Raw genomic sequence first — 25646 nt, forward strand, 5'->3', positions numbered from 1 at the left:
CTGTCCTGGTTCTTGGGCTAAAAATAGCACCACTAACACACTAACTGAACGGCATTACCGGTATCGACCGGGCCTTTGTTGTTTCTCGCCTTGCAGCACGCTTATTTGGCTGCCTGCGCTTTTTCCGCCGTGGCGCGGATGGTGGCCAGGGTGGCGTTCGGCGTGATCAGGTTGCCGTCATAGCGCAGCTCGATCAAGGCCGGCAAATTGTGCGCCGTGGCGTGCGCCAGCGCCCGCTGCAGCGCAGGGGCGAATTCTGCTGTAGTGTTCACCACTTCGCCATGCGCGCCATACGCTAGGGCCAGTGCCGCAAAATCCGGGTTGTGCAAGGTCGTGCCGGAGACGCGGCCCGGGTAATCGCGTTCCTGGTGCATGCGGATGGTGCCGAACATCTGGTTATTGAAGACGATGATGACTACGCCCGCCTGGTATTGTACGGCCGTCGCCAGTTCCTGGCCATTCATCATGTATTCGCCATCGCCGGCAAAGGTGATCACGGTGCGTTCTGGGTGCACGATCTTCGCCGCCACGCCCGCCGGCACGCCATAGCCCATGGCGCCATTCGTCGGCGCCAGTTGCGTGCGCATGCCGCCGTAGCGGTAGAAGCGGTGTGCCCACGAGGCGTAATTGCCGGCGCCATTCGTCAGGATGGTGTCGTGCGGCGCTTGCGCCATGATCTCTTGCGTCACTTGCCACAGGTCCAGCGGCGCCTGGCCATCTTGGAAGATGGGCGGGCGCTGCTGATAGGCGGCCAGCTCGGCCTTGGCTTCGGCCGGTGTGTGTTTCCATGCGCTAGCGTCGACGGGGGGCATGGCGGCCAGCATGGCGCACACTTGCGGCATGCCGCTGTTGATCATCAGCTCGGCCTGGTAAACGCTGCCCAGCTCTTCGGCGTCCGTGTGGATATGCACCAGACGCTGGCGCGGCACGGGCGAGTCGAACAGAGTGTAGCCGCCCGTCGTCATTTCACCGAGGCGTGGGCCGATGGCGATGACCAGGTCGGCATTTTTCACGCGCGCAGCCAGTGTCGGGTTGATGCCGATGCCGACGTCGCCGATATAGTTCGGGTGGGCATTGTCGAGCAAATCCTGAAAGCGGAAGGCGCAGGCGACGGGCAAGTGATTCGCTTCGGCGAACTGTTGCAGGTCGGCGCACGCTTGCGGCGTCCAGGTGGTGCCACCCAGCAAGACCAGCGGCTGCTTTGCGGCGGCCAGCATGGCGCGCAGCTGCTGTAGCTGCGTCTGTGATGGCGCGGCCTGCACGGGCTGGTAAGCGCGCGTGTCAGCCACCGTGGCCAGCGAGATGAGCATGTCTTCCGGCAGGGCCAGCACCACCGGGCCTGGGCGCCCGCTGGTGGCCACCTGGAAGGCGCGCGCCAGGTACTCGGGGATGCGCTCGGCGCGGTCGATCTGTGCCACCCACTTGGCCATCTGGCCGTACATGCGGCGGTAGTCGATTTCCTGGAACGCTTCGCGGTCGACGAAATCATTGCCCACCTGGCCGATGAACAAGATCATGGGGGTGGAATCCTGATAAGCCGTGTGCACGCCGATCGAGGCATTGGTAGCGCCCGGTCCGCGTGTGACGAAACAGATGCCCGGCTTGCCCGTCATCTTGCCGTAGGCTTCGGCCATGAAGGCGGCGCCGCCTTCCTGGCGGTTGATGATGAAGCGGATGCCCGAGTCATGCAGGGCGTCGAGCACATCCAGGTAGCTTTCGCCAGGCACGCCAAACGCGGTGTCGACACCATGGATCTGCAGGGCATCGACCAGGATCTGGCCGCCGGTACGGGATAGTTGCGTCATGTTCGGCTCTTTATATTCTAGTGGGGTGGCAAAGAAGTGGGGCAAGCGCTGCGCATGCGCTTGCATGCAAGCAGCTTGCCCCATTCTATGTGAGCCGATTTGCTCAGGCTTTTGAAATGGCGACACCGAATTACATAATTCCCCGACTGCCGCGCCGCTCTTTTGCAGAAACATGCTGCGGCGCGGTACAATGAGCGGTGAAGCAGGCCAGACAGTCGCTGGTCGGCGCAGCAATGCGCTGGCGGGAGGAAGGTCCGGACTCCATAGAGCGGGGTGACGGTTAACGGCCGTCCGCCGAAAGCCGACCCGGCGTACTTGTATGCCGGGGGAGTATAAGGCGAGGAATAGGGCCACAGAGACGAGCGTATTAAGTTACGGTGAAACGCGGTAACCTCCACCTGGTGCAATTTCAAATAGGCACGCGATGATGCTGCTCGCGGAGCGTGCGGGTAGAAAGCTTGAGCGCCCGAGTAATTTGGCGCCTAGAGGAATGACTGTCATAGCACCAACCTGCAAGGGAAGGCGCCGTAACAAAATCCGGCCTACCGGCCTGCTTCACTTGAATTCTTGCTCCCTGGTCTGCCAGGGAGCGTATCGGTCACGGCAGTTTTCCTGCTGTGCACCACCCAAAAAGCCCCTGCAGAGGGGCTTTTTTTGTTTCTAAAAATATAGCAATTAAGATAAAGTTGTATATACAACTAAAAAATGAACAATTGGTTAAAGTTTCCCTGTAACAAATAATTGCCGCTGTGTCGAAATCGTATATCCACCTCAGGCTAGCCCCGGAAAACAGCGCCGGCAAGCGTCACGAACGATTTTTTTTTGACGTAAATCACGTCTTTTGCGGTGCTCGCTTACCGATGTGTATGGGCGGCGAAAATATTGTCATATGTCAACTAGCTGTAAAAAATTCAATTTTTCCATTTCGTCTTTTTTGATGTTTACGGTAGGAAAACACATGTGTGCAGATGAGGTAGCACATTCACTATCTTTCATAAGTATCTAATTTATCGATATATTTTATTTGAGACTGCTTCAACGATATGCGCTAAGTCCTTAATTTCATTAATAAAATTCCTGTTTTGCCAATCGGAAACCGCTTGACCACTATCTGTGCTTACTCTAAAGTAGGAAACTGTGTGAAAAAGTGTATTTTTGTGGGAAATTTCCCCTTTTCATCATGATGCGCAAGTGTCGCAACCCAAGTTAAAAAAGGTCTTTCGTGTTTCAAGGCGCGTCCGCAATCAATCTCGATGCCAAAGGCAGGATGTCTATCCCTGCCAAGCACCGTGACGCGTTGACGATCCACTGCGAAGGCCGTCTGACCTTGACCAAACACCCCGATGGCTGCCTGCTGTTTTTCCCCCGTTCCGTGTGGGAAAGCCATCGCCAGCAAATCGCCGCCTGGCCTATGTCGGCGCGGGCCTGGCAACGCATCTTCCTCGGTAACGCCGTTGACGTCGAGCTGGACTCGGCCGGCCGCGTGCTGATCTCGCCCGAATTGCGCAACGCCGTGGGGCTGTCGCGCGAGGTCATGATGATCGGCATGGGTAGCCACTTTGAAATCTGGGATGCCGCCAAATTGGCTGACAAAGAGCAGCAGGCGATCGATGCTGGTACCCCCGATGTACTTTCCAATTTTTCTTTTTAAGGCTCCGTAATGACACAACTCACGGTGCCGCAATTTCAGCATCGCACGGTGCTGCTCGATGAAGCGGTCGATGCGCTCGACCTGACGGGCGAGCGTGCACACGGCATTTACGTCGATGGCACGTTTGGCCGCGGCGGCCATAGCCGCCTGATTTTGTCGCGCCTTGCGCCCGACGCACGCCTGGTCGGCTTCGACAAGGATTTGCAAGCCATCGCCACGGCTGAACAGATCGGCGACCCGCGCTTTGCCATTGTCCATGACAGCTTTGCCACCATGACGGCCAGCCTGGCCGCGCGCGGCGTGCAGCAGGTGGACGGTATCTTGCTCGACCTGGGCATCTCGTCGCCACAGGTCGACGATGCGGCGCGCGGTTTCAGCTTCCGCAACGATGGACCGCTGGACATGCGCATGGATACTACGCGCGGCATCTCTGCGGCCGAATGGCTGGCGGTGGAAACCGAGCAGAATTTAGAGAAAGTGATACGCGATTATGGGGAAGAACGGTTTGCTTTTCAGATTGCAAAGGCGATTGTTGCTGGCCGGGCAGTCCAGCCAATTTCAAGCACACGACAGCTTGCCAGCATCGTGGCAGGCGCCGTCAAGACCCGCGAGAAGGGTAAGGACCCCGCTACCCGCACCTTTCAGGCCATACGCATTTTCATTAACAAAGAGCTCGAGGATCTCGAGATCGGGTTGAACCAGGCGTATGCCTGCCTGGCGCCCGGCGCGCGCATGGCCGTGATCAGTTTTCATTCGCTGGAAGACCGCATGGTCAAGCGCTTCTTTGCCTCGAAGGCGAACGTGGAGCAGCCTGACCGCCGCCTGCCGATCCGCGCGGTCGATTTGCCGCAGCCGGAAATGAAGCTGATATTGAAGATGAAGCCGTCCGACGCCGAGATCGAGGGTAATCCCCGCTCGCGTTCGGCCGTGATGCGCGTGGCGCAGCGCCTGCCGCTGCCCGCCCCTGCCAATGGCGGCCCTCGATGACTGGCAAGCTGTGTGTCGTGCTGTCGGCCCTGCTGGTGTGCTGCGGCCTGTCGCTGGTGAACGCGCAGTACCAGTCGCGCCATCTGCTGATCGACCTGGAACGCGCACAAGCGCTGTCGCGCCAACTCGACATCGACTGGGCGCAGCTGCAACTGGACCAATCCACCCTGGGCAAGCATGAACGCATCGAAGCGATTGCGCGGCGCGATCTGAGCATGACGCCGCTGACGGCGGCGCGTACGCAATACCTGACGGAGGGTGAGTAATGAAGTTGGGCGGTAACAGCAACGGCCGGGTGGCGGCATCGAAAGGTGTGCCATTCTCGAAGAACCCCGTACTGGCAGTGCGTCTGCCCGTCTGGCGTTCGCGCGTCGTGCTGTTCCTGCTGTTCTTCGCTTTCGCCGGCCTGGGCGTGCGCGCACTGTGGCTGCAGGGCGTGTCGACGCAGTTTCTGCAAAAGCAGGGCAAGGCACGCTACGAGCGCACGCTCGAACTGCCGGCCACGCGTGGCAAGATCACCGACCGTAACGGCCAGGTGCTGGCATCGTCCGTGCCCGTGAAAGCCATCTGGGCCATTCCCGACGACGTACTGCAGGCCTCGCCCGAGAAAATCGATGCGCTGGCCGGTTTGCTGGAAATGAACGTCAACGAATTGCGCAAGAAGCTCGATTCTGACCGCAGCTTCGTCTACCTCAAGCGGCAGGTCGAGATGGACGTGGCCGACAAAATCTCCAAGCTGGGCATCGACGGCATCGACGAGCGCAAGGAATACAAGCGCTTTTATCCACAGGGCGAAGTGATGACCCACGTGGTGGGCTTTACCAACGTGGAAGACGTGGGCCAGGAAAGCATGGAACTGGCGCAGCAGAAAACCTTGGTCGGCGCCACTGGCAGCCGCCGTGTGATCAAGGATCGCCTGGGCCACATCGTCGAAGACATCGGCTTCATCCACGAACCGCACGACGGCAAGGACTTGACCCTGTCCGTCGACAGCAAGATCCAGTACATCGCCTTCACGCAGTTGAAGGAAGCGGTAGAAAAATTCAACGCCAAGGCCGGCGGCGCCGTGGTGCTCGACGTGCACACCGGTGAAGTGCTGGCCCTGGCCAACTATCCCAGCTACGACCCGAACGACCGCCGTAAGCTGACGGGCCAGCAACTGCGCAACCGCGTCATGACCGATACCTTTGAACCTGGTTCGACCCTGAAGCCGATCACGGTCTCGCTGGCGCTCGACACGGGCAGGGTCAAGCCGACCACGCTGATCGACACAGGACCGGGCCGCTACACCATCGCCGACCGTACCATTACCGACACCAAGCCACACGGTGTGATCAGCGTCTCCGAGATCATCGAAATGTCGTCGAACATCGGCACCTCGAAAATCGCGCTCGGCATGCCGTCGCAGGAAATGTGGGAAATGTTTACCAAGGTGGGCTTCGGCCAGCAGCCGAAATGGGGTTTCCCCGGCGCCGTGGCTGGTCGCGTACGTCCTTACAAATCGTGGCGTCCAGTGGAACAGGCCACCATGAGCTACGGTAACGGCATTTCCGTGTCGCTGATCCAGCTGGCGCGCTCTTACATGATGTTCGCCCGCGATGGCGATACGATTCCATTGTCGTTCCAGAAGGTCAATGAGCTGCCCGTGGGCCAGCAGGTGATCAAGCCCAAGACGGCTGCCGACATGCGTGGCATGCTCGAACTGGTGGTGTCCGGCGCGCACGGCTCGGCCAAGCGCGCGCAAGTCGCCGGCTACCGCGTCGGCGGCAAGACGGGTACCGCCTACAAGGTCGAAAACGGCCGTTACGCGATGCCGCGCAAATACATCGGTTCTTTCGTCGGCATGGTGCCGATGTCGGCGCCGCGCTTCATCATTGCCGTGATGATCGATGAGCCGACCGGCGCTGCCCACTATGGCGGCCAGGTTGCCGCTCCTGCTTTCGCAGCGATTGCGACCAACGCGCTGCGCGCGATGAACGTACCGCCCGATTCCTCCGTTACCGAAATCGTGGTCCCTGCCAATGCTGGCCCGGAGGCCATGTGAAGTTACTCATGACCATACAAGATATCAGTTCGTGGATCAAGGCGGCTGCCCCGTCAGGGCAATTGACCTCCGATTCTCGCCGCGTGCAGCGTGGCGACGTATTTTTTGCCTACGCGGGCGCCACCCATTTCATCGACGCTGCCATCGGCCAGGGCGCCGCCGCTGTCGTGCATGACGCCGTTGAATGGAATACCGCATGGAATGTGCCGCATCTGCTGGTCAGCGACCTGAAACGCCTCGCTGGCCCGGTGGCGCATGCTGTGTACGACATGCCCGATAGTGCCATGTTCAGCGCTGGCGTGACGGGCACGAATGGCAAGACCTCGTGCGCCTTGTGGCTGGCGCAAGCCTTAGCACGACTGGGCGAAACATCGTCCGTTATCGGTACTTTGGGCGTCGGCCTGTGCAAGCCGCGTGGCGGCATCGAATTCGACGTCACCGGCTACACCACGCCCGACGCCGTGCTGCTGGCGCGTAAGCTCGCTGCCATGCGCGACGCAGGCGCCAAGGCTGTAGCCATCGAAGTGTCTTCGATCGGCCTGGACCAGGAACGTGCGTCCGGCATGCATTTCGATGTCGCCATGTTTACCAACCTGACGCGCGATCACCTCGATTACCACGGCGACATGGCCACCTATGAGGCGGCCAAAGTCAAGCTGTTCGACTGGCCGGGCCTGAAGACGGCCGTCATCAACCTCGATGACGCCATGGGCCTGCGCCTGGCGCGGCACGTCAAGGCCAAGCTGGCGGGTGAGTACCCGGTCATCGGCTACACCTTGCAGGATGCGGCCAGCCAGCCAGATTTGCCGGGCGTGCTGATGCTGCGCGCCAGCCAGTTCCGCAGCCGCAATGCCGGCACCGACTTCCACCTGGAATGCGCGCTGGGCGTGGCGCAGGTCAAAACGCAGCTGGTGGGTCACTTCAATATCAGTAACGCGCTGGCCGTGCTGGGTGCCTTGCTGGCGCATGGCATCGGCCTGCGCGCCGCCATAGATGGCATCGATTCGCTGCAGCCGGCTCCCGGGCGCATGCAGCAGGTGGGTGGGCAGGAAGCGCCGATGGTCGTCATCGATTATGCGCATACGCCGGACGCGCTGGAAAAAACCTTGGCTGCCTTGCGCCAGGTGGCGCAGGAGCGCGGCGGCCAGCTATGGTGCGTGTTTGGCTGTGGCGGCGACCGCGATCCGGGCAAGCGTGCGCAGATGGGTGCCATTGCGCAGATGGCCGATCACGTGCTGGTCACCAGCGACAATCCGCGCAGCGAAGACCCGCACGCCATCATCGCGCAGATCGTCGCCGGCATGCGCGCAGATGGCCCGCAGCCGCAGGCCATCGAAGACCGCGCCGCTGCCATCCTGTCGGCCGTCAAACATGCTGCCAAGCCGGATGTGATCCTGCTGGCGGGCAAGGGCCATGAGCCGTACCAGGAAATCAAGGGCAAAAAATTGCCGTTCTCCGATGCCGACCATGCGCAGCTGGCACTGTCCGCGCGCCTGACGATGATGAGGACGAACTGATGCACCAGCGTATTGATCACCCCATGCACGCGACCCTGGCCGAACTGATGCCTGCCCTGCACGGCGCGCAGCTGACGGGCGACGCCGTTTTTGACGGCGTATGCACAGACAGCCGCAGCGCGCCAGCCGGCTCGCTGTTCGTCGCCCTGCGCGGCGAAAGTTTCGATGCGCATGATTTCCTCGACCAAGTGGCCGTCAGCGGCGTTGCCGCCGTGGTGGTGGAGCGCTTGCCAGAAAACTGGGATAGCAGCAAGGTGCCCGCCATCGTGGTCGCCGATACTCTGGTCGCGTTGGGCCGCATCGCTAATTACTGGCGCTGCCGTTTCAAGCTGCCCGTCATCGGCGTTACCGGCAGCAACGGCAAGACCACCGTCAAGGAGATGATTTCGTCCATCCTGGCGGCGGCCTTTGGCGAAGACGCACGCCTGGCCACGCGCGGCAACCTGAATAATGAAATCGGCGTGCCATTGACCTTGTTGCGCCTGAGCGAGCGGCACCAGGCGGCCGTGATCGAAATGGGCATGAATCATCCTGGCGAAATCGCGCGCCTGGCGGCAATCGCCGCGCCGACGCTGGCGATGGTCAACAACGCGCAGCGCGAACACCAGGAATTCATGCACACGGTGGAAGCGGTGGCGCGCGAGAACGGCGCCGCACTGGCGGCATTGGGCGATGACGGCGTAGCCGTTTTCCCGCATGGCGATGAATTCACGCCCTTGTGGCACGAGCTGGCCGGCGCGCGCGCCGCCATCAGCTTCGGCCTGTCGAAGGATGCCGATGTCAGTTGTACGCACCGCGCGGCCGAAGATTTTGGCAGCGACATGTTCGTCAGTGTGCGCGCACAGGACGGCAGCTTGCGCCAGTTTTTTGTCGCCTTGCAGGCAGCGGGCGAGCACAACGTGCGCAATGCGCTGGCTGCGGCGGCGTGCGCCGTTGGCGCGGGCATCGCCATGGAACATATCAAGCAGGGCCTGGAGTCGTTCGCGCCTGTGAGCGGCCGCCTGCAGAAAAAACGTGCCGCCAACGGCGCCACCATCATCGACGACACGTATAACGCCAATCCGGATTCGGCGCGGGCTGCCATCGATGTACTGGCGCAGGCCGCAGCACCGCGCATCCTGGTGCTGGGCGAGATGGGTGAAGTCGGCACGCAAGGGCAGCAGTTCCACGAAGAGATTGGCGCCTACGCCGCCGCCAAAGGCATCGAATACGTGCTGGCGACGGGCGGCCTGGCGCGCCATCTGGTCAATCCGGCGCAGGCTGCCGCGAGCCAGGAATCGGGCACGCTCGTGGAGTATTTCGAACAGTTCGACGGTTTGCTGGCGGCGCTTGATGCGCATTTGTTCGGCCGCTCGGATGCAACAGTATTAATCAAGGGCTCCCGCTTCATGAAAATGGAACGGGCCGTGCAGCATTTGATTGGTTCAAACAACAATAACAAGGAAGCTCACTAATCATGCTGCTCTGGCTCGCTCATTATTTCCAGGACGACATTGGCCCACTGCGGGTCTTTAACTTCATCACCTTCCGCGCCGTCTTCGCCACGCTGACGGCGATTTTGATCGGCCTGTGCGCCGGTCCCGCCGTGATCCGCATGCTCACGCGCATGAAGGTCGGCCAGGCCGTGCGCACGGACGGCCCACAGACGCATCTGAAAAAACACGGCACGCCCACCATGGGCGGTGTGCTGATCCTCATCGCCATCGGCATTTCCACCCTACTGTGGGCCGACTTGTCGAACCGCTTCATCTGGCCCGTGCTGATCGTCACGCTGGGCTTTGGCGCCGTCGGCTGGGCCGATGACTACCGCAAGGTGGTGCATCAGGATCCGGAAGGCATGCGCTCGCGCGAAAAATATTTTTGGCAGTCGCTGATCGGTATCGCCGCCGCGTTTTACCTGGCGTTTTCCGTCTCGATCTCCGAGCCCAATGCTGGCCAGGTGTGGAATCTGATCTACGCCTGGGTGCAGTCCGGCTTTGCCATGGATTTGCCGCCGAAAGCCGATTTGATCGTGCCATTCTTCAAGACCATCAGCTATCCGCTGGGTGTATGGGGTTTCATCGCGTTGACGTATTGCGTCATCGTCGGCACCAGCAATGCTGTCAATTTTACGGATGGTCTCGATGGCCTGGCCATCATGCCGACGGTGATGGTGGGCACGGCCCTGGGCCTGTTCGCCTACCTGACCGGTAACGCCACGTATGCGCGCTACCTGTTCATTCCGCACATCCCGGGCGCCGGCGAACTGGTGATCTTCTGCGGCGCGCTGGCAGGTTCCGGCCTGGCTTTCCTCTGGTATAACACGCACCCCGCGAAAGTGTTCATGGGCGACGTGGGTGCGCTGGCACTGGGCGGCGCATTGGGTACCGTGGCCGTCATCGTGCGCCAGGAAATCGTATTGTTCATCATGGGCGGCATCTTCGTCGTCGAGACGCTGTCCGTGATCATCCAGGTTGTCTGGTTCAAGTACACCAAGAAGCGCTATGGCGCGGGCCGCCGCGTCTTCCTGATGGCGCCCTTGCATCACCATTTCGAACAAAAAGGCTGGAAGGAGACGCAGGTTGTCGTGCGTTTCTGGATCATCACCATGATGCTGGTGCTGCTCGGCCTGACCACCTTGAAGCTGCGCTGATGATGTACGACGCTAAAACCGCATTGGTACTGGGCCTTGGTGAGTCGGGGCTGGCGATGGCCCTGTGGCTGGCCCGCAGCGGTGCGACCGTGCGCGTGGCAGATACCAGGGAAACCCCGGAGCGCCTGGCCGCCTTGCAGGCTGCCGTGCCGCAGGCACAATTCATCGCCGGCGCCTTTACGGCCGACCTGCTCGACGGCGTCGACTTCGTCGCCGTCAGTCCGGGCCTGGCGCCTGGCCGTGAACTGGCTGGAATCGTACCGGCCGCCGCTGAAAAAAATATCCCTGTGTGGGGCGAGATCGAACTGTTCGCGCAGGCACTGGCCGCGCTGAACGCAGAACGCGGCTATGCGCCGAAAGTCATCGCCATCACGGGAACGAATGGCAAGACGACGGTGACCAGCCTGGTGGGCTTGCTGTGCGAACGCGCAGGACTTGTTACGCGCGTGGCCGGCAATATCAGTCCGGCGGCGCTCGACGTGCTGCGCGAGGTACTCGATGCCGAGCCAGTGCCGCAGCCTGTTGTCAAGGGCGAGGGCGAGGAAGCGGCGCAAGCCGTCGCCAGCACCTTGCCGCAGGCGTGGATACTGGAACTGTCCAGTTTCCAGCTGCATACGACCTTCAGTCTGCAGGCCGATGCAGCCACGGTCTTGAATCTGTCGCAGGATCACCTGGATTGGCACGGCGACATGGCCTCCTATGCGAGCGACAAGGCGCGCATCTTTGGCCACCAGAGCGTGCGCATCTTGAACCGCGACGACGCCGCCGTGATGCAGATGGCCAATCCGCTGGCACAGACGATCACCTTCGGTACGGGCGAGCCGCTTGCGGTGGACAGCTTTGGCCTGGTCAACGAACGGGGCATCTTCTGGCTGGCGCAAGCCGTGCCGAGCGAAGAAGTCATCGAGAAAAAACGCAGGAAGAATGATCCGGCGCCGGAACCTGTGCCAACGATGGCCAAGAAGCTGATGCCGGCCGATGCACTGAAGATACGTGGCCAGCACAATGCCTCGAATGCGCTGGCGGCGCTGGCCCTGTGCCGCGCCATCGGCCTGCCATTCGCGCCGTTGCTGCATGGCTTGCGCGAATACCAGGGCGAGCCGCACAGGGTGGAATTGATCACCGCCGTCAATGAAGTTGAATACTACGACGACAGCAAAGGCACCAACGTGGGCGCGACAGTGGCCGCGCTGTTCGGCCTGGGCAAGGCGTTTGGCGGCGCAGAACAGCGTCTGGTGCTGATCGCCGGTGGCGATGGCAAGGGACAGGATTTCTCGCCGCTGGCTGAACCCGTGTCGCGCTATGTACGCGCCGTGGTGCTGATCGGCCGCGACGCGCCGGCGCTGCGCACGGCCCTGGAACCTGCTGGCGTGGACATCTTCGACTGCGCCACCTTGCCGCAAGCCGTCAAGCGAGCCAGCAGCCTGGCCTTGGCCGGCGATGCCGTGCTGCTGTCGCCTGCGTGCGCCAGCATGGATATGTTCAAGAACTATGCGCACCGCGCGCAGGTGTTTGTCGACGCTGTGCGCGATATCGCACTGGAAAACGGACAGGATATCTGATGGCTTTCCAGCTGCCCTTCAGCTTTGGTTCCGGCTCGGCTGCCAAGCCGTTGGATAGCCGCGCGCGGCAATCGAAGATGATGGACTATGACAAGCCGCTGGTGTGGGTAGTTCTGCTGCTCATGTTGTTGGGCATGGTGATGGTGTATTCGGCGTCGATCTCATTGTCGGACGCGCGCAAGTTTGCCGCTTATACGAACAATTATTTCGTCGTGCGCCAGGCGCTGTTCATCGGCGTGTCGATCATCGCTGCGGCGCTGGTGTTTCGCATCCGTGTCGCGACCTGGCAAAAAATGGCGCCATGGCTGTTCATCGGTACGCTGGTGTTGTTGGTGATGGTGCTGATACCTGGCTTGGGCGTGTCGGTCAACGGTGGCCGCCGCTGGCTGAATTTGCCGGGCCTGCGGCCGCAGCCGTCCGAACTGATGAAGGTGGTGATGGTGCTGTACGCCGCCGACTACACGGTGCGCAAGCAGGAATACATGCACAAGCTGACCAAGGGCTTCATGCCGATGGCGCTGGCGGTCAGCTTCGTTGGCCTGCTGCTGCTGATGGAGCCCGACCTGGGGGCTTTTGGCGTGATCGTTTGCATCGCCATGGGTATCTTGTTCCTGGGCGGCGTCAACGCCATCTGGTTTGGCGGCATTGGCGCCATGCTGACGGCAATTTTCGTCACCATCATCGCCTTGTCGAAATTTCGTCGCGAGCGGTTTTTTGCGTATCTCGATCCATGGCAGGAAGACAATGCGCTCAACAAGGCTTACCAGCTGACGCACTCGCTGATTGCCTTCGGGCGCGGCGAACTATTTGGCGTGGGCCTGGGCGGCAGCGTGGAAAAGCTGCACTACCTGCCCGAAGCGCATACGGACTTTTTGCTCGCCGTGATCGGCGAAGAACTGGGACTGGCGGGCGTCCTGGTCGTGATCGGCATGTTCTACTGGATCATCAAGCGCGCCTTCGATATCGGCCGCCAGGCGATTGCCATCGACCAGACCTTCGCCGGACTGACGGCGAAAGGCATCGCCATCTGGATCGGCGTGCAGACGTTCATCAATATGGGCGTGAACCTGGGCCTGCTGCCGACAAAAGGGCTGACCTTGCCCCTGATGAGTTATGGCGGCACGGGCGTACTGATTAACTGTATCGGCCTGGCGATTTTGCTGCGCATCGATTATGAAAACCGGATCCTGATGCGTGGAGGCCGGCTATGAACAACGTGACGAACTTGAAAACGACGAAAAGATTGATGATTATGGCGGCCGGTACCGGCGGCCATATTTTCCCTGGCCTGGCGATTGCGCAGACGATGCGCGCGCGTGGCTGGGAAGTGAGCTGGCTGGGCACGACCCATGGCATGGAGCAGGAACTGGTACCGAAAAGCGGCATTCCCATGGACGCCATCGCGTTCTCCGGCATGCGCGGCAAGGGCCTGGCGCATACGCTCAAAGGCGGTTTCAAGATGCTGGCGAGCTTTTTTGCCATCCGTCGCTTCATCGCCAGCCGCAAGCCGGACGTGGTGATGGGCATGGGCGGCTACGTGACCGTGCCGGGCGGCCTGATGGCGCGCCTGAAGGGCGTGCCGCTGGTGCTGGTCAATGCCGACGCGGCGCTGCTGCTGTCGAATAAAACGCTGGTGCCGCTGGCGCAAAAGGTGTGCTTTGGTTTCCCCGCCGATTTCGGCATCGCTGCGGGCAAGGCCGTCGTCACGGGCAATCCCGTGCGCGCGGAGATCCTCGCCATGGCGCCGCCGGCATCGCGCTTTGCGGGCCGCAGCGGGCCGCTGCGCATCCTTGTCGTTGGCGGCAGCCTGGGCGCGAAAGCGCTGAACGACAATTTGCCTGCTGCGCTGGCCCTGATGCCTGAGGGCGAACGTCCGTTGGTGACGCACCAGTCGGGCAAGAAGAATATCGACGCCCTGCATGGCGCGTATGCGCAGGCGGGCGTGCAGGCCAATGTGGTCGACTTCATCGACGACATGGCCAAGGCCTATACCGAGGCCGACTTGGTGATTTGCCGTGCAGGCGCCATCACCCTGTCGGAACTGACGGCGGCCGGCGTGGCCAGCGTGCTCGTGCCGCTGGTAGCGTCGACCACCAGTCACCAGCGCGACAACGCGCAATGGATGGCGAAGCAGGGCGCGGCGATTCATCTGCCGCAGACGGAAATGAGTGCAGCATCGCTGAGCGCGATGCTGGCGTCCTTGACGCGCGATAGCTGCCAGCAGATGGCGCAATTGGCACTCGCAGCAGGCAAGCGCGACGCCAATGAGGCGATCGCACACGTATTGGAAAAATTGGCATGAGGTTAGCTCTGTGAAGCATAAAGTAAATAATATCCACTTTGTCGGCATTGGCGGCAGCGGCATGAGCGGCATCGCCGAAGTGCTGGTCAACCTGGGCTACAAGGTGTCGGGTTCTGATCTTGGCAGCAATGCGGCGACGCAGCGCCTGGCGAGCCTGGGCGCAACCGTCATGCTGGGCCACGCGGCCGACAATATCGGCGACGCCGATGCGGTCGTGACCTCGGGCGCCGTCCCGCAAGACAATCCGGAAGTAGTGGCCGCGCGCGCGCGCAAGATTCCGCTGGTGCCGCGCGCCGTGATGCTGGGTGAGTTGATGCGTCTGAAACGTGGCATTGCCATCGCCGGCACGCATGGCAAGACGACGACGACCAGCCTGGTCGCTTCGGTGCTGGCCCAGGGGGGGCTCGATCCTACTTTTGTGATCGGTGGACGCCTGACCAGTGCCGGCGCGAACGCCAAGCTGGGCTCCGGCGAATATCTGGTGGCTGAAGCCGATGAATCGGACGCCTCGTTCCTGAACCTGACGCCGATGATCGAAGTGATCACGAATATCGACGCCGACCACATGGACACCTACGAGCACGATTTCGAAAAGCTCAAGCAAGCTTTTGTGCAGTTCACGCACCGCTTGCCGTTCTATGGCCGCGCCATGCTGTGCATCGACGATCCGCACGTGCGTGCCATCATCCCGTCCGTCACCAAACCCGTCACCACCTATGGTTTCGCGCAAGACGCGGAAGTGCGCGCCGTCAACGCACGCGCCGTTGGCCTGGAAATGCATTTCACCGTGCTGCAGGAAGGCTATCCCGACCTCGACGTGGTGTTGAACCAGCCTGGCATGCACAATGTGCAGAATGCTTGCTCGGCGATTGCGATCGCGCGTGAAATCGGCATCGACGACAGCGCCACGCAGCAGGGCCTGGCCGAGTTCTCTGGCGTGGGTCGCCGCTTCACGCGCTATGGCGACGTGGCGCTGCCGAATGGCGGCAGCTTCGCCCTGGTCGACGATTTCGGTCACCATCCAGTGGAAACGGAAGTGACCCTCGCCGCTGCGCGCGCGGCCTACCCTGGCCGTCGCCTGGTGCTGGCTTTCCAGCCGCACCGCTACAGCCGCACGCGCGACCTGTTCGAGGATTTCGTCAAGGTGCTGGGCGCGCCCGATGTGCTGCTGCTGTCCGAAGTGTATGCAGCAGGTGAAGCGCCTATCGTCGCCGCAGATGGCCGCGCACTGGCGCATGCGCTGCGCGCGCGCGGCAAGATCGAACCGATTTTCGTCGAGTTCATGACGGACATGGCTGACACCATCATGAGCGTGGCGCGCGACGGAGACGTCGTGCTGACCATGGGAGCGGGCTCCATCAGCGGCATCCCGCAACAACTGATTACGTATCAATCCAACACTGTAAAGGCCTGACGTGAACCAAGCTTCAGCTATTGACGTAAAACAATTGGGCAAGGTTGGCGTGCTGTTCGGCGGCAGTTCGGCCGAGCGCGAAGTGTCGCTGATGTCCGGCACCGGCGTGCTGGCCGCGCTGCAAAGCCGCGGCGTGGACGCGCACGCGTTCGATACGGGCGAACGCAGCCTGGCCGAACTGGCTGCTGAAAAATTTGACCGCGTCTTCATCGCGCTGCACGGCCGCTTCGGCGAGGACGGCAGCTTGCAAGGCGCGCTCGAGCAGCTGGGCATTCCCTACACGGGCAGCGGCGTGATGGCGTGCGCGGTGGGCATGGACAAGGTCTACACCAAGATGATCTGGCTGATGCACCAGTTGCCGACGCCGCAATACGCGGTACTGGACGCGCAATCCGACCTGGCCAAGGTCGCCGCCGAACTGGGCTTGCCGCTGATCGTCAAGCCGCCGCATGAAGGTTCGAGCATCGGCATCACCACCGTCAACGAAGCATCGGCATTCCAGGCGGCCTATGACATTGCCGCCAGCCTCGATGATTCGGTACTGGCCGAGGAATTCATCAAGGGCCGCGAATTCACCGTTGCGATCCTCGGCAAGGGCGCCACGGCGCGCGCGCTGCCGCCGATTGAAATCGTCGCCCCGCAAGGCAACTACGATTATCAGAACAAATACTTCACGGACGATACCAAGTATTTCTGCCCGCCGCAGCTCGACCCGGCGATCGTGGCGGAGATGGAGCGCATCGCCGTGGCAGCTTACCGCGCTCTCGGCTGCGAGGGATGGGGGCGGGTCGATGTGCTGATGCGCGCGGCCGACAGCAAGCTGTTCCTGCTGGAAGTCAATACCTCGCCGGGCATGACGAGCCATTCGCTCGTGCCGATGGCGGCGCGCGCGGTCGGTATCAGCTATGAAGACCTGTGCCTGGAAATCGCCGCTGGTGCCCGCCTGAAAATGCACAAGGGACAGCACTGATATGTGGCATGACGCTAAAAGCCTCAATACGACAGCCAACGGCTTGCTGGCCGCGGTGCTGGTCGTATGCGTGGCGGCAGGCGTCTGGTGGGTGTCGCAGCGTCCCATGTTCGAGCTGCGCACCATCAAGGTGGAAAGCGCGGATGACAAGGGCCTGCGCCACGTGAATTACCTGACCCTGCGCAGCGGCACTCTGGGCCGCATCAAGGGCAATTTCTTCACGACCAACCTGGAAAGCGTGCGTGGCGTGTTTGAGTCGGTGCCTTGGGTGCGCCGTGCCAGCGTACGGCGCGAATGGCCAAACCAGCTGATCGTGGCGCTGGAAGAACACGAAGCGCTGGGCACCTGGGGTGAGGATGGACGCCTGCTGTCGGTCAAGGGCGAGGTGTTTACGGCGAATGTGGCGGAAGCCGAAGATGACCACGAATTGCCGGCCTTCGCCGGTCCCGATGGCAGCGAGAAGGAAGTGCTGGCTACTTACCTGCAGCTGGCAAAGTGGTTTGCGCCACTGAAGATGGTGCCTGAATCGCTGTCCTTGTCGAGCCGCTATGCGTGGACTGTGAAACTGGATAACGGCATGAGCGTGGCGCTGGGGCGCGAGCACAATCATACGACCCTGAAGGCGCGGGTCGACCGGCTGGTGGGCATCTATCCGCAGCTTGCGAGCCGGCTGGAAAATATCGATACGATCGATATGCGCTATCAGAATGGCCTGGCGCTCAGTTCCGCCGGCCTGGTGATACCTGCCGAAGGCAAGGATGGCAAGCCAGTCATGAAGAAGAAAAGTGGCAGTGCGCTTAAAAAAACGACTTAACCGAATAATTAATTTAACAATAGCCCAAAAAACTAGGCGACAGAAATGACAAAAGACGCAAAAAACCTGATCGTCGGCCTCGACATCGGCACCTCGAAAGTGGTGGCGGTGGTAGCCGAAGTGATGTCCGACGGGCGCCACGAAGTGATCGGGCTGGGCCAGCATGAATCGAAGGGCCTGAAAAAAGGCGTGGTGGTCAATATCGAGGCCACGGTGGAGTCCATCCAGCGTGCGCTGGAAGAGGCCGAGCTGATGGCTGATTGCAAGATCCGCAATGTCTATGCGGGCATTGCGGGCAGCCATATTCGCAGCTTCAATTCCAGCGGCATGGTGGCCATCAAGGACAAGGAAGTGACGGCGACCGACGTGGCGCGCGTCATCGAGACGGCAAAAGCGGTTAACATTCCGACCGATCAGCAATTACTGCACACGGTGCCGCAAGAGTTCATCGTCGACAGCCAGGAAGACGTGCGCGAGCCTATCGGCATGAGCGGCATTCGGCTGGAAGTGAAGGTGCATATTGTCACCGGCGCCGTGTCGGCGGTGCAGAATATCGTCAAGTGCGTGCGTCGCTGCGGCCTGGAAGTGTCGGACCTGATCCTGCAGCCGATGGCATCAGCCGATGCGGTGCTGACGCCCGATGAGAAGGAACTGGGCGTGGTGCTGATCGACATCGGCGGCGGCACGACCGATGTGGCGGTGTTCTCCGATGGTGCGATACGCCATACGGCAGTCATTCCCATCGCCGGCGATCAGATTACCAATGATATCGCCATGGCCTTGCGTACCCCGACCGCGGAAGCGGAAGAAATCAAGATCCGCTATGGCGTGGCCAAGCAGGTCCTGGCCGATCCCGGCGAATCGCTGGAAGTGCCGGGCCTGGGCGACCGCGGCCCGCGCAACCTGTCGCGCCAGGCGCTGGCGGCGGTGATCGAGCCGCGCGTCGAGGAGCTGTTCGCGATGGTACACCAGGTGGTGCGCGAATCCGGTTATGAAGGTGTGCTGTCGTCAGGCATCGTGCTCACGGGCGGTACGTCCATCATGCCAGGCATGGTGGAAATGGCAGAAGATATTTTCCTGAAACCGGCGCGCCTGGGCACGCCCGAGTATCGGGGCCAGCTGGCCGACGTGGTGCGCAGTCCGCGCTACGCCACGGTATTGGGTTTGCTGCTGGAAGCGAAGAAGCAATATCTGCGCGGCCACATCGTGACGCGTCAGGACGGCTCGGTGAAGGCAGTCTGGCAGCGCATGAAGGAATGGTTTTTAGGGAATTTTTAAGGGCTTGATTTACGCCCGGCAGTACAGGTTTTTTTGGCAGCATCGCAGGTACACACACATAACTTTATTTTATATTTAACCGCAGTTTTCAATCTCCAGTTCTCCTACGAATATGAGGCCTGGCGCTTGGAAACCGCATCTGATAGGAGTACATCATGGAGTTCGATATGGTCGATAACACAGCTTTAGGTACCGTCATCAAGGTCGTCGGCGTCGGCGGTGCGGGTGGCAATGCAGTCCAACACATGATCAACAAAGGCATGTCGGGTGTGGAATTCATTGCCGCCAACACCGACGCACAGGCTCTGTCGACGTCGAAGGCCCACAACATCATCCAGATCGGCGATACCGGTCTGGGCGCTGGCATGAAGCCTGCCGTCGGCCGCCAGTTGGCCGAAGAATCGCGGGCACGCATCGCCGATTCGCTGCGCGGCGCGCACATGGTCTTCATCGCTGCCGGCATGGGCGGTGGCACCGGCACGGGCGCCGCTCCTATCGTCGCCGAAGTGGCCAAGGAACTGGGCGCGCTGACGGTCGCCGTGGTATCGAAGCCATTCTCGTACGAAGGCCAGAAGTGCATGGATATCGCCGACGAAGGCCTGGAGCAGCTGTCCCTGCACGTCGATTCGCTGATTATCATCCTCAACGAAAAACTGGAAGAGATCTACGAAGACGAAAGCATGCTCGAATGGATGCAGCATGCCGATGATGTGCTCAACAACGCGGTCGCCGGCATTGCCGAGATCATCAATGTGCCTGGCCATATCAACGTCGACTTCAACGACGTGAAAACCATCATGGGCGAGCAGGGCAAAGCCATGATGGGCACGGCGACGGCCTCGGGCGTCGACCGCGCGCGCATCGCTGCCGAACAGGCTGTCGCATCGCCGCTGCTCGATGGTATCGACCTGTCCGGCGCGCGTGGCGTGCTGGTCAACGTCACGGCCAGCCGTGGCTTGAAGGGTAAAGAGATCAAGGAAGTCATGGCTGCCGTGCGCGCTTTTGCGGCGCCAGATGCGTCGATCGCGCAAGGCATCGCCTACGACGACGCCATGGGCGACGACATCCGCGTCACCGTGGTGGCCACGGGCTTGGGCCGTGCGAAGAAAAACATCCAGCTGGTACCGCAACAAATGCTGCGCACCGGTACGCACAACAGCCCGCTGACGCCATCGGCAGCGATGGGCGGCGCGCAGGCAGTGACGACCAGCGTGGGCGTGGCGACGCCGGCAGCCGGTTTCGACGGCATGAAGGCGCCAGCCGTATGGCGCCGCGAATCGGCTTCCGAGCAAGTGCGCGCGATGGAAAAGAATGGGATGGAGACGTATGACATTCCCGCTTTCCTGCGCAAACAAGCTGACTAAGACTAAGACTAAGACTTAGACTTAGACTTAGACTTAGACTTAGAGGTGAGATGATGTCGGCAATCACGACGGCGGCCTGAGTTCATGAGGGTCGCCGTTTTTTTTGCCATTTTTTGACTTTTGATTTTGCTTTTATGGCCATTTTCTGCATAAATGCGGCAAGTCAGGCATACTATTGCGCAGTGTCGGCAGCATGCCGGCAGAACCAGATCCCGGGCGTTGTCCGCTGTCTGCTGCAGGCAAGCGGCTGCGTCCTTAACCGACATTACATAAGGAGTCAACATGACCATCAAGATCGGCGACACCCTGCCAGAAGGCACCCTGGCTGAATTCATCGAAAGCGAAACCGAAGGTTGCGCACTGGGCCCGAACACGTTCAACGTGCAAGACCTGGTCAAGGGCAAGAAGATCGCCATCTTCGGCCTGCCAGGCGCTTACACCCCGACCTGCTCCGCACAGCACGTGCCCGGCTACGTCAAGCACGCTGCCGACCTGAAAGCTGCGGGCGTCGATGAAATCTGGTGCATCTCCGTCAACGATGCGTTCGTGATGGGCGCCTGGGGCCGCGACCAGAAAGCCACAGGCGTCGTGCGCATGATGGCTGATGGCAACGCCGCTTTTAGCAAGGCACTGGGGCTGGACGCCGACTTCAGCAAGTTCGGCATGGGCACGCGCTCGCAGCGCTATTCGCTGCTGGTCGACAATGGCGTGGTGACGCAATTGAACGTCGAGCAGGGCGGCAAGTTCGAAGTGTCGAATGCCGAGACGCTGCTGGGCCAACTGGCTTAAGCTATATGGGGTCAGACCCGGCGGGTCTGACCCCTTCAAACGGCGGGTCTGACCTCTTCAAAAAACGGTGCCACTGGCGCCGTTTTTTTATTGTACCGACGGTTTTGTCGCCTCGAACATGGCCGCATCGATGCTGAACGAATAATCGTCCTGCAGCGCGAAATACCGTCGCGCTTCCTCGGGCGCGCCATCGAACAGCTTGCGGATGGCTGCTACGCGTTCGGCGGGTGTGCGCATGCGTGCCATCCACGCGTCGAACTGCACAGGCAGCTTCCATACGCTGCGCAAGCTGTGCGTGAATCCTGCATTATCGAACATGGCGCCCCACTCGCAGGTGCGGTAGTGGCGTACGTGCGAGGCATCGCGCAGCATTTCCACCGCCTGCAAGGTGTTGTCGTACAGGGCCGTTTTCGGCGCCACGCTGTCGATCACCAGCAAGGTGCCGTTGGGACGCAGCACGCGCCAGGCTTCGGCCAGCGCGCCTGCCACGTCGCTCCAGTGGTGTGCGCAAAAGCGCGTGACGAGCATGTCGAAGCTGGCGTCGGCAAATGGCAGGCGTGTCACGTCGCCCTGCTGCGTGCTGATGTTGTGCAAGCCCCGCTGCGCCTTGGCGTGTTCGACCTCGTCGAGCATCGGCTGTGCCAGATCATAGGCGACGACCGATGCTGCCACGGGTGCGACGGCGAAGCTGGCGTGACCGGTGCCGCAGCCCAGGTCCAGCACCTTTGGTTTTCCTTGTTTGCCGTGGCGGCGCGCGCATTCCTGCAGCAGCACCAGGTCGGCGCCTTGCGCGAACATCGCGCTGCTCAGGTAGGCATGGGCCGTCTTGCCAAACTGTTCGGTGACAACATCGTGCTGCTGCATGGTTTTCTCCTGGTGATGGGGGCATCCCGGGAGAATAAGGATAAAATTATCCTGTAACAAGACCATAACTTATACTGGTATATTAAGTACCATGCATCCTTGTTATGTCAAATAAACTCGCTCAATTCATCCGTGCCCGGCGTGAAGCCGTCACTCCTGCCATGGCCGGCTTGCCCGGTGGTGGGCGCCGCCGCACGCCAGGCTTGCGACGCGAAGAGCTGGCGCAGCTGTGCGGTGTCAGCCCCACCTGGCTGACGTGGCTCGAGCAGGGGCGGCCCGTGTCGGCCTCGGCCAAGATGCTGGCGCGCCTGGCGCAAATACTGCAGCTCAGTACGGCAGAGCGCGCTTACCTGTTTGACGTGGCCGACAAGCATGACCCCAGCCACGGCACTGGCGAGGGCGAGGGGCCCGCTAGCGCCGAGCTGGCCGCCATCGTTGCCGCCATCGCCGCGCCCGCCTACATCCTCGACCGTGCATGGAATGCCGTGGTGTGGAATGGGGCCGCTTCCACGCTGTTTGCGGCCTGGCTGCATGGCGCAGCGGCCATGCCGAACCAGCTGCGCTTCATGTTCCTGGAGCCTGGCGCGCGCGACTTGATCGTGGGCTGGCCCGAAAGAGCGCAGCGCCTGGTAGCCGAGTTTCGCGCCGACGTCGGCCGGCAGGCGGACCAGGCACCGCTGGCCGGCCTGATCGCCGAACTGGCTGGCGCCAGCCTTGAATTTCGGCAGTGGTGGGGCGCGCAGCAAGTACAGGGCCGCGATGGGGGGTTGCGCCAGTTCCAGCACGCGCAACAGGGGCTGCTTGAGTTCAATCAGGTGACCTTGCACCTGGCGCGCCAGCATGAGTTGAAACTGGTGATGCTGTTGCCGCTGTCATAAGGTAAACGGTCGCGCTTGCTATAATCGGGCGGACGGTGTGGCTTTGCCTACCGGTCCTGGCTCCGGCCGTCGCCATGATGACGGTCCCGTTTTTTGTCCGGAGTCTGTCCTGATAGCCCGCAATCAAAATTTGCGCAGCATTTATGTGATGCTGGTCGCAGTGGCCATGTTTTCCCTGATGGACGCAGCCATGAAGCTGCTGTCCGCCCATTATCCGCCCATGCAGGTGACGGCCTTGCGCGCCCTGTCATCCTTGCCGCTGGTCTGCCTGTACCTGCTGTACCTCGGTGCCTTTAACAATGTGCTCAAGGTGCGCTGGCCGCTGCACTTGCTGCGCGGCGCGCTGGGCGTGTTGATGATTGCCCTGTTCGCCTATGGCTTGAAGCACATGTCGCTGGCCGAGACGTATGCGCTGTTTTTCATCGCACCTTTGCTCATTACGGTCTTGTCGGTGTTTGTCCTGAAGGAAAAAGTCGACTTGGCGCGCTGGTGCGCGATCGCCGTAGGTCTGCTGGGCGTGCTGGTGGCGCTGCGCCCGGACGGTGCGGGATTCTTTTCGCTGGCCGGCCTGGCCGTGCTCGGTTCGGCCGCCTGCTATGCCATTTCGGCTGTCACAGGGCGCATTCTGAGCCGCACGGACGCCAGTGAAAGCATGGTCTTCTGGCTGATGCTGATGATGGCTATCGGCGGCGTGGCCTTGTCGGCGCATGAGTGGGTGCGCATTCGGCACGAACACTGGTGGCTGCTGGCAGGCTTGTCACTCAGTGGCTTCCTGGGCCAGCTGGCCATTACGGAGGCGTTTCGCCATGGCAAGGCATCGAGCGTGGCGCCATTCGAGTACTCGGCCCTGGCCTGGGGCATGGCCCTGGACTGGATGCTGTGGCGCGCCTTGCCCGATAAATACACCTTGATCGGCGCGGCCATCATCATCGGCAGCGGGATTTACCTGGTGCGGCGTGAATCGGTGCATGCGGAAAGCGAACATCCCTGACGGCCGGATGTGGTTTTTCTGGCCTGGCTCATGCCGTGTCGCAACGAAAACTCAGCAAATAGATATAATCGACAGATGTTAAAACAACGCACTATCAAACAACTGGTCCGCACCATCGGTGTCGGTTTGCACTCTGGCACCAAGGTGGAGCTGATCTTGCGTCCTGCCGCGATCAACACGGGCATTGTGTTTCGCCGCATCGACCTCGATCCCATCGTCGAGTTTCCCGCCAGCGCCATGGCCGTGGGCGATACGCGCATGGCGTCGGTGCTGATCAAGGATGGCGCCAGGGTGTCTACCGTGGAGCATCTGATGTCGGCCGCGGCCGGCCTTGGCATCGACAATATGTTTATCGACGTGAATGCGGAAGAAATTCCCATCATGGACGGTTCCGCCTCGTCCTTTGTTTACCTGCTGCAGCAGGCTGGCGTGGAAGAGCAGCAGGCGCCGAAGAAATTCATCAAGGTCGTCAAGCCTGTGGAAGTGCGTCACGGCAAGGGCGACGCCGAGAAATGGGCGCGATTGTCGCCGTATGACGGCTTCAAGCTCGATTTCTTCATCGAATTTAATCACCCCGCCGTCGATGGCACGATGCAGCGCGCCTCCGTCGACTTTGGCGACGTGTCCTACGTGCACGACGTGGCGCGCGCGCGCACCTTTGGATTCATGCAGGACGTGGAAAGCTTGCGCGGCATGGGCCTGGCCCGTGGCGGTTCGCTGGAAAACGCTATCGTCATGGATGAATACCGCATCCTTAATGCCGATGGCTTGCGCTATGAAGACGAGTTCGTGCGCCACAAGATTCTCGACGCCATCGGCGACCTGTATCTGGTGGGCCACCCCTTGCTCGCCTATTACACTGCGCACAAGTCGGGCCATGCACTGAACAATCAGCTGCTGCTGGCGCTGCTGGAACAGCCCGATGCGTATGAAATCGTCTCGTTCGCCACCAACGAGGCGGCGCCGCAATCATACTTGCGTCAAATGGAGCGCGAATGGGCGTTGACGTAGGTCGGATTACGGCCCGAAGGGCCTAATCCGACCTACGTGCTGCCGCCTGGCGTTGCTAATCTTTAGGCTCGCGGTGGTGGCGCACTAAACTGCGCAGCGCCGCGATCAGCTGCTCGTTCTGCTTCGACGCGGGCAGGGCCGTGCTCAGCTCTTCCAGGGCCGACATGGCTTTTTCCGGCAAGACCAGCGCCCGCGTGTGCACGATGGGCGCGATGCTCTTGATCACCTGCACTTTCAGTCGGATGCCTGAAATCTGCCAGCCTTTTCTTTCCAATTCTGCTTGTAATTTCGGCAATTGCTGCTTGAGCTTGGCTGCCAGTGCCGCGTTCGGTATGGCCAGCACCAACTGGCCGCTTTCGAATTGCAGGATGTCGCAATGTTCGAACATCGCCGGCAATGCCTTGGCACAATCTTTTTGCAGGGCGGCCAGGCGCATGACGGTGGGCATCAGGGATGCCATCGTTGCATTGCCGCGCAGAAAATCGGTTGCGCCCGTCACGGCCGGGCCTGAGCGGGCAAAGCCGTAGCTGCGGCGCTCTGCCTTCAAGTAAGTGGGAGTTCGCATGGCCGAAACATAGCACACTCGCCCGCGCATGACGAGTGCGCTGGCCCGCGTGATGCAAGCGCGCGGGCTGGTTTGCTTTACAGTATGGCAAATGTCCGCAATTTCTGCCATTTGTTTGCTATTAAGATATTGTTATATAGTGCATTACCCCAACCTTGACGGTAACGCATGATAAAATCATCGTCTTTTGCCATAGTCGAACTCCGTG

At 61.0% G+C, this 25646-nt stretch carries 22 protein-coding genes and 1 other RNA gene; 20 read left to right on the forward strand and 3 right to left on the reverse strand.

Going from position 1 to position 25646, the window contains the following annotated elements; all coding sequences use genetic code 11:
- Window positions 1–101: 101 nt before the first annotated feature.
- Window positions 102–1805 (reverse strand): thiamine pyrophosphate-binding protein, encoded by a 1704-nt coding sequence (locus tag H4V96_RS02925; RefSeq protein ID WP_029496155.1) that lies wholly within the window; start codon window positions 1803–1805, stop codon window positions 102–104.
- A gap of 199 nt (window positions 1806–2004) precedes the next feature.
- On the opposite strand from H4V96_RS02925, the gene rnpB reads away from it, so the two are divergent.
- From rnpB to H4V96_RS03010, 17 genes are all read left to right on the forward strand, one after another.
- Window positions 2005–2366: RNase P RNA component class A (gene rnpB / locus H4V96_RS02930), an RNA gene on the forward strand.
- Window positions 2367–3027: 661 nt separating this feature from the next.
- Window positions 3028–3456 (forward strand): division/cell wall cluster transcriptional repressor MraZ, encoded by a 429-nt coding sequence (gene mraZ / locus H4V96_RS02935; protein WP_196856234.1) that lies wholly within the window; start codon window positions 3028–3030, stop codon window positions 3454–3456.
- A 9-nt stretch (window positions 3457–3465) separates the two neighbouring features.
- Entirely contained in the window at window positions 3466–4443 is a 978-nt protein-coding gene (rsmH, locus tag H4V96_RS02940; RefSeq protein ID WP_010394927.1) for a 16S rRNA (cytosine(1402)-N(4))-methyltransferase RsmH, read from the forward strand.
- Complete coding sequence (gene ftsL / locus H4V96_RS02945) at window positions 4440–4709, forward strand: cell division protein FtsL (protein ID WP_010394930.1); 270 nt, start codon at window positions 4440–4442, stop codon at window positions 4707–4709. Before rsmH ends, ftsL begins: the two co-directional genes overlap by 4 nt.
- The gene (locus tag H4V96_RS02950; RefSeq protein WP_196856233.1) at window positions 4709–6487 is read left to right on the forward strand and encodes a penicillin-binding protein 2; all 1779 of its coding nucleotides are present in this window, start codon (window positions 4709–4711) and stop codon (window positions 6485–6487) included. Before ftsL ends, H4V96_RS02950 begins: the two co-directional genes overlap by 1 nt.
- A gap of 8 nt (window positions 6488–6495) precedes the next feature.
- Window positions 6496–8004: a UDP-N-acetylmuramoyl-L-alanyl-D-glutamate--2,6-diaminopimelate ligase gene (locus H4V96_RS02955; protein WP_196856232.1), complete on the forward strand. Its 1509-nt coding sequence runs from the start codon at window positions 6496–6498 to the stop codon at window positions 8002–8004.
- Window positions 8005–8027: 23 nt separating this feature from the next.
- A complete protein-coding gene (murF, locus tag H4V96_RS02960; protein ID WP_196856262.1) occupies window positions 8028–9458 on the forward strand; it encodes a UDP-N-acetylmuramoyl-tripeptide--D-alanyl-D-alanine ligase in 1431 nt (476 codons plus the stop codon).
- A gap of 2 nt (window positions 9459–9460) precedes the next feature.
- Entirely contained in the window at window positions 9461–10636 is a 1176-nt protein-coding gene (mraY, locus tag H4V96_RS02965; protein WP_010394938.1) for a phospho-N-acetylmuramoyl-pentapeptide-transferase, read from the forward strand.
- Window positions 10636–12198, forward strand: a complete 1563-nt coding sequence (murD, locus tag H4V96_RS02970; RefSeq protein WP_196856231.1) for a UDP-N-acetylmuramoyl-L-alanine--D-glutamate ligase — start codon at window positions 10636–10638, stop codon at window positions 12196–12198. The genes mraY and murD overlap by 1 nt, the downstream gene beginning before the upstream one ends.
- Complete coding sequence (gene ftsW / locus H4V96_RS02975; protein ID WP_010394943.1) at window positions 12198–13409, forward strand: putative lipid II flippase FtsW; 1212 nt, start codon at window positions 12198–12200, stop codon at window positions 13407–13409. Before murD ends, ftsW begins: the two co-directional genes overlap by 1 nt.
- Entirely contained in the window at window positions 13406–14500 is a 1095-nt protein-coding gene (murG, locus tag H4V96_RS02980) for an undecaprenyldiphospho-muramoylpentapeptide beta-N-acetylglucosaminyltransferase (RefSeq protein ID WP_196856230.1), read from the forward strand. Before ftsW ends, murG begins: the two co-directional genes overlap by 4 nt.
- 10 nt (window positions 14501–14510) lie before the next feature.
- The gene (gene murC, locus H4V96_RS02985) at window positions 14511–15914 is read left to right on the forward strand and encodes a UDP-N-acetylmuramate--L-alanine ligase (RefSeq protein ID WP_196856229.1); all 1404 of its coding nucleotides are present in this window, start codon (window positions 14511–14513) and stop codon (window positions 15912–15914) included.
- Between the two features lies 1 nt (window position 15915).
- Complete coding sequence (locus H4V96_RS02990) at window positions 15916–16884, forward strand: D-alanine--D-alanine ligase (RefSeq protein WP_050855862.1); 969 nt, start codon at window positions 15916–15918, stop codon at window positions 16882–16884.
- Window position 16885: 1 nt separating this feature from the next.
- On the forward strand, window positions 16886–17698 hold the full coding sequence (locus H4V96_RS02995; protein WP_010394954.1) for a cell division protein FtsQ/DivIB: 813 nt from the start codon (window positions 16886–16888) through the stop codon (window positions 17696–17698).
- A gap of 45 nt (window positions 17699–17743) precedes the next feature.
- Window positions 17744–18976 (forward strand): cell division protein FtsA, encoded by a 1233-nt coding sequence (gene ftsA / locus H4V96_RS03000; RefSeq protein WP_010394955.1) that lies wholly within the window; start codon window positions 17744–17746, stop codon window positions 18974–18976.
- Window positions 18977–19131: 155 nt separating this feature from the next.
- On the forward strand, window positions 19132–20340 hold the full coding sequence (gene ftsZ, locus H4V96_RS03005; RefSeq protein WP_010394957.1) for a cell division protein FtsZ: 1209 nt from the start codon (window positions 19132–19134) through the stop codon (window positions 20338–20340).
- A 282-nt stretch (window positions 20341–20622) separates the two neighbouring features.
- Window positions 20623–21129, forward strand: coding sequence for a peroxiredoxin (locus tag H4V96_RS03010; protein ID WP_010394960.1), 507 nt, complete (start codon window positions 20623–20625; stop codon window positions 21127–21129).
- A gap of 87 nt (window positions 21130–21216) precedes the next feature.
- Here the strand turns inward: H4V96_RS03010 and H4V96_RS03015 are convergent, their stop codons facing one another.
- Window positions 21217–21993: a class I SAM-dependent methyltransferase gene (locus H4V96_RS03015; RefSeq protein WP_196856228.1), complete on the reverse strand. Its 777-nt coding sequence runs from the start codon at window positions 21991–21993 to the stop codon at window positions 21217–21219.
- A 104-nt stretch (window positions 21994–22097) separates the two neighbouring features.
- Here H4V96_RS03015 and H4V96_RS03020 point away from each other — a divergent pair, with 104 nt between their 5' ends.
- The 3 genes from H4V96_RS03020 to lpxC all read left to right on the forward strand — a co-directional run bounded on the left by H4V96_RS03020 (window position 22098) and on the right by lpxC (window position 24873).
- Window positions 22098–22871 (forward strand): helix-turn-helix transcriptional regulator, encoded by a 774-nt coding sequence (locus tag H4V96_RS03020; protein ID WP_280720682.1) that lies wholly within the window; start codon window positions 22098–22100, stop codon window positions 22869–22871.
- Window positions 22872–23019: 148 nt separating this feature from the next.
- On the forward strand, window positions 23020–23862 hold the full coding sequence (locus H4V96_RS03025; RefSeq protein WP_070346553.1) for a DMT family transporter: 843 nt from the start codon (window positions 23020–23022) through the stop codon (window positions 23860–23862).
- A gap of 75 nt (window positions 23863–23937) precedes the next feature.
- On the forward strand, window positions 23938–24873 hold the full coding sequence (gene lpxC, locus H4V96_RS03030; RefSeq protein ID WP_010394970.1) for a UDP-3-O-acyl-N-acetylglucosamine deacetylase: 936 nt from the start codon (window positions 23938–23940) through the stop codon (window positions 24871–24873).
- A gap of 55 nt (window positions 24874–24928) precedes the next feature.
- On the opposite strand, the gene H4V96_RS03035 is transcribed toward lpxC, so the two are convergent.
- Window positions 24929–25438 carry a DciA family protein gene (locus H4V96_RS03035; RefSeq protein ID WP_280720683.1) on the reverse strand — a complete coding sequence of 170 codons (510 nt, stop codon included), beginning with the start codon at window positions 25436–25438 and terminating at the stop codon, window positions 24929–24931.
- Window positions 25439–25646: the final 208 nt, after the last annotated feature.

Origin of the sequence: Janthinobacterium sp. CG_23.4, assembly GCF_029892305.1 — a bacterium.
Classification (GTDB): Bacteria; Pseudomonadota; Gammaproteobacteria; order Burkholderiales; family Burkholderiaceae_D; genus Janthinobacterium; species Janthinobacterium lividum_D.